The following is a 4,795-nucleotide window of genomic DNA, read 5'->3' on the forward strand; positions in this document are numbered from 1 at the left end:
TAGAGTGGGATAGTGGGTTGCCAGTAGGGGCTACTGAACGGGGGAAAGCGATACGTGCTGAGTACAAGCGCCGCTTTCACAAAACTATCTCACAAGAGACACTACAAAAGCACTTGCATTTGTGGCATCCCACGCGCTACATCTTAGATCCGTGGACAGAAAATAGCTTAAACCCTTATCAATTAAGCAATGACGGGCAATTTAATAGCTTTCCAAACTCATTTGCAAAACAAAGTCCTGAAAACCCTTATAAAACTGAAAATGACGGTCATTTTTTCTATATGAAGGTTTTTTGTAAATGTTTACTGCCTGTTGCCGATGCCCTTACAGGGCAGCAGGCGGTAGTAAGTTTTGAAGAAGTTGCTGAGTCTCAAAGAGAATTGTTTGTACCACAAGTACAAGATGAATCTGAGGAAATTAATATTAATTCCGAAGAATTGAATTTATTACAGCCAGAAGATTTGTCTTTAACTTCATCTGTCAGTAATTCTGATAATTCATTAGTTTATTCAAATATTATACAACTGGATCAAAACGTTAATCAAAGTAATTCAGATAAGGATTTTAAATGCCTTTCTAACTCCAACGCGGCTGAAAATTATAATAACAAAAACTTATTAATCAATTCTGTTAGTATTCCACCTACTGGGCCTACATCTGCAATTGTCCCGCCTGAAATGTCACAAAAAGCCGAAGTTAGCGAGCAAAGCACATCTTCAGGCGACCCAGCAACAACTCTCGCTTTGTCAGAACTGAAGAATCTGACTAAGTTGCGACTCCAAGCAGCATCCCACGCCAAGCGTGTAGCTAGAGAGTACTGCCTGATTGCGCGATGCTTAATTGGGGGCAAAGAACGGGAAAGACTAGAGCAGAGTGCTAAAATGCAATTTTATCTCGATTCTGGTAACAAAATCCTAATTGCAGAAGCCAACGAGTGGGCAGCTGCCAATCTTGGGTGTCTACCGTTTTCGTTGGAGTTGGCGTTTCAAGAAGGTGAGACCTAATAGCTGGATTTTTCTGATTGTTTATTTTTTTGCTGGTATAGGCGCTGAAATAATCTTTCACTTTTTCATCCCCCACCCCAGCATTGAGAGTTTGGGAATTTAATGGTAATTTGTATTCCAGTACTATTGCATCAAGAACAAGTTAGTAAGAAATCTCAGAAATCGAACTTTTTTAAATTTTATTTTCAACCTTTTATCAACTTTCTCTCGCGTCCCAAAGCATTACCGTGGCTTTTCGTAGTATTGCTATATATGGGAGGCGAAATGATGTCAGGTACAATGCTTCGTCCACTTTTTGTTGATAGAGGTTTGTCGCTCTCAGATATTGGCTTAATGTTGGGTATTGTCAGTTACAGTGTCCGTATTGTTAGTGCTTTGATTGCAGGAGTTTTGATTACCCACTTGGGAAGATTACGTTCTCTAGCTCTATTTGGCTTTGCCGCTAGCATGGTGACACTTTTGTATATCATACCTGCAATTGGTATCAGTAGTTTACCCGTGCTGTATGCTGTGAGTATAACAGTCAATGCAGCTCAAAGTATGGCATATACTGCATTACTAAGTGCCATGATGGATAAATGCGAACCTGCTACAGCCGCTACTGATTATACATTTCAGGTGTCAGTAGTATACATTGGCGGAATTGCTGCTTCAGTTCTTAGCGGTGCGATCGCCAGTGCTACGGGATATACATTTATGTTTATCATTAGTGCAGCATTGAGTTTCTTGAGCGTATTACTAATAACCAACTTGCGGGCATACAACTGAACTTCTCCAATTGACAATAGGTGTGTGTAGTGCAGACTTATGGCGGTTGTTCCTCTCTGGAGAAACTCAGTCTCGGCAAACTTACCTTGAGAGTGGAAGATATGGTGTCTACGGTAGAAGGATAGAAATAGAATCACTTAGTGATATTTCTGCCGGACAGCCTTTTTTGGAAGTGATTATCGAGATGATGCCTGAGACATTATACTCTCTGGCTGGTAATCCAGATGGGGAAATACTAAGAGAATTAGAACATTGACAATCGTAGCGTTATAGACATTAATATTAAAGGTGCAACTCTATCGCCTAATCTACAACAACAGCAGTCAATCAACCGATACGGTGTCAACAGCATTCAATTTACTCAACTAAAAAGTGCAATACCCACCGTCCGCATGACCTTACGTATAGATAAAAATAGTCCTAATTGGCGGGCAACGGTTAGTAGTAGCGACGGTATAGTACTGTTACCTTATAGTGGAGTAGTCAAGTCACAACAAAGCAATAATCAATCTGACTCAATTACCTAATTACCTACTTCCCCTTCCACAATTGAGTCTGTAGAATTGGCAAGCAATGGTACACAACTGTTAATTAGAAGCGATCGCAGTTTATCAAATGTCACGAGTAATTGGGATAGACAAACAGCCCTTTACCGAATCTTTATCCCGAATGCTAAACTCGCAAGCAATATTACCGGGCCGACTTGGAATGCAAATAGTCCTGTATTGCGGGTACGTTTACAACAGCAAGAAAGAGAAACGGTAGTAATTTATATTCAACCTGCGTCTAGGGTGCAAATTAAGCAACTTAACCAAATTAGTTCTCAAATATTAGCATTAGAATTTCAGCGCGATCGCTTTGTTTCACTACCTTCTACTTCTATAACAAAAATCCCAATTTCTATTCCTCCTTTACCTATACGATTTCCAGACCCCGACTCTCCACCAACGACTACATCTGAAATCTCACAACCGATACCTCGTCCTTTCAAAGGACGAATAGTCATAATTATTGACCCCGGACATGGGGGAAAAGATACGGGTGCTATTGGTCTTCAGGGACTGAAAGAAAAGGATATCATTTTGAGAATCGGTAAAAAAGTAGCTTCACTTTTAGAGCAAAATGGTATTAAAGTTATCATGACAAGGGATGCTGACTATTATGTAGACCTTGCTCCGAGGGTTGTCATGGCAGAACACGCTCATGCAGACTTATTTGTGAGCATTCATGCAAACTCAATTGATAACAACCCTAGTGCAAATGGTTTAAAAACTTATCATTATGACAGGGGTTATCGTTTAGCACAAGTGGTTCACAAAAGCATTCTTCAAAGTATTCCGACATTAAAAGACCGAGGAGTAAAACGAGCTAGATTTTACGTGCTGAGAAAAAATACTATGCCCGCAATTTTAATAGAAACTGGTTTTGTAACAGGTTCTGAAGACAACCCCAGACTGGCGAACCCAGAGTATGATAATCGGATGGCTGAGGCGATTGTTCGCGGTATTCTCCAGTATTTACGGCAAAAGTAAGTAATTTTCTGATTAAATCAGGGTTTTATATCAATCACAAAATAAGTGATTGAATTTTGCATTAGACAGTAAACAATGATATAGTTTAAACTTACAAGTCGGTTCTAGTGGAGAACAGCCACTAGAGGAAACGGGGAAAGTCCGGTGTGAATCCGGCGCTGTCCCGCAGCTGTAATCAAGGTTTGCCTTGTGAGTCAGAACGCCCGCCGAACAGTTAACTCCTGCTGAAATCTACGAGGTATAGATAAGCGCAACTATGAATATTTTCACGATCAATCAATTTCATTTCTTCATCGTGCCAAAGACACACTTCAGGTCACGGCCTGCTTTTGAGATGATAGACAATTAATTAGCGGTACAAATTGCGCCTAGAAGTGTAATTTTCAGTAAGTGTCTGTACTACTAGGTTATTTGGCATGATTATCGCTGATGTGAAAAGTGGCAGTCTTGTTTTAAAAGAGCATCAAGAACTACTTGATAATGTCTGCTTTCGTGTTATCTGACCTTACACTGGCGATTCAATTTTGAGATTTTGGATTGATTCTACAGACAAATCCTGCGGATTGTACCATCAAGGAATTGTTGGTCAATTATTACTAATAGTTTGCAACAGATACATTGCACAGTCAGCAAGGTTAGATTCATGCTGACAAAACTGTGTAATATCTGCGCTTGGGACTTAATCCAACACATTTCAAAATTAATGCTTAACAAACAACATACTTTATTTGTTTGCACGACCTGCGCTAGCGTGTGGCAAGATGGCAAGCGAATTGGAGAAAGTGGCGGTCAGCAACTAAGTAGGTCGGCGTAAATAATTATTGTTGGGATAAGGCAGGGGGCAGGGGGCAGGGGGAGAAAGAGTTTGAGCCTTATTTACTTTTCTTCACACAGTTTGGTTTTATTGCACCGACTTACTTATTACTACATCTGCAACAACTTGCATTCAATTGGGAATTACAAAATAAATTCTCCATTCAGGGAGTTGAATGTATGAGCGCTTGTAACCGTTCTTGTGTAATTGCTTTTGTTGCGTCAGGAAAACCAACCTATTTATTTGGCGATTTACTAAGTGATAGTTGTGCATCTGCGGTTCTGCAATGTGCCAATCAATACTATGCTAAAGGCGATGGTTCACTACTTTGGTCAGAACGACCTGAACCTCTAAAAAAAGGAATTCTAGCAAAGATTCCACCACAAAGTAAGTGGACGCAATTAAACATAAGTTGTTGTTAATTGAAAACTGAGTGAAAATTACCAGTTTCCAAATTATTTAATCTTCAAAGGAATAAAAAATCATGCAGATTCAAACCACAACATTAGGCTATCCTCGTATCGGTAAAAATCGGGAAGTTAAAAAAGCATTAGAAGCATTTTGGAGTGGCAAGCTAGAGGGAGAATCATTACTGCAAACAGTGCGACAAGTTGAAGAATCTAACTGGAAAACCCAACTAGAAGCAGGAATTGACCGCATTGGTATTGGAGATACAA

Annotated in this window: 5 protein-coding genes, 3 pseudogenes and 1 riboswitch; all 8 genes and pseudogenes read left to right on the forward strand. The window is 39.9% G+C overall.

From position 1 onward, the window contains the following. Window positions 1–1,004 (forward strand): annotated as a pseudogene (locus V7L29_RS06175) (hypothetical protein); the annotation flags it as partial. Between the two features lie 102 nt (window positions 1,005–1,106). Beyond that, on the forward strand, window positions 1,107–1,772 hold the full coding sequence (locus V7L29_RS06180; protein WP_334734877.1) for an MFS transporter: 666 nt from the start codon (window positions 1,107–1,109) through the stop codon (window positions 1,770–1,772). Window positions 1,773–1,782: 10 nt separating this feature from the next. Next, the gene (locus V7L29_RS06185) at window positions 1,783–2,028 is read left to right on the forward strand and encodes a hypothetical protein (RefSeq protein ID WP_334734878.1); all 246 of its coding nucleotides are present in this window, start codon (window positions 1,783–1,785) and stop codon (window positions 2,026–2,028) included. A gap of 13 nt (window positions 2,029–2,041) precedes the next feature. After that, a complete protein-coding gene (locus tag V7L29_RS35440; protein ID WP_442944144.1) occupies window positions 2,042–2,299 on the forward strand; it encodes a hypothetical protein in 258 nt (85 codons plus the stop codon). A gap of 36 nt (window positions 2,300–2,335) precedes the next feature. Beyond that, window positions 2,336–3,304, forward strand: coding sequence for an N-acetylmuramoyl-L-alanine amidase family protein (locus V7L29_RS06200; RefSeq protein WP_334734880.1), 969 nt, complete (start codon window positions 2,336–2,338; stop codon window positions 3,302–3,304). Window positions 3,305–3,386: 82 nt separating this feature from the next. Continuing rightward, window positions 3,387–3,529: riboswitch (cobalamin riboswitch) on the forward strand. A 478-nt stretch (window positions 3,530–4,007) separates the two neighbouring features. Further along, window positions 4,008–4,109: pseudogene (locus tag V7L29_RS06205) on the forward strand (FeS-binding protein); the annotation flags it as partial. A gap of 122 nt (window positions 4,110–4,231) precedes the next feature. Further along, window positions 4,232–4,540, forward strand: a pseudogene (locus V7L29_RS06210) (DUF1636 domain-containing protein); the annotation flags it as partial. Window positions 4,541–4,602: 62 nt separating this feature from the next. Continuing rightward, window positions 4,603–4,795 (forward strand): hypothetical protein (locus tag V7L29_RS06215; protein WP_334734881.1); only part of this gene is annotated, 193 nt, incomplete at its 3' end.

Origin of the sequence: Nostoc sp. (assembly GCF_036916575.1) — a bacterium.
Lineage (GTDB): Bacteria > Cyanobacteriota > Cyanobacteriia > Cyanobacteriales > Nostocaceae > Nostoc.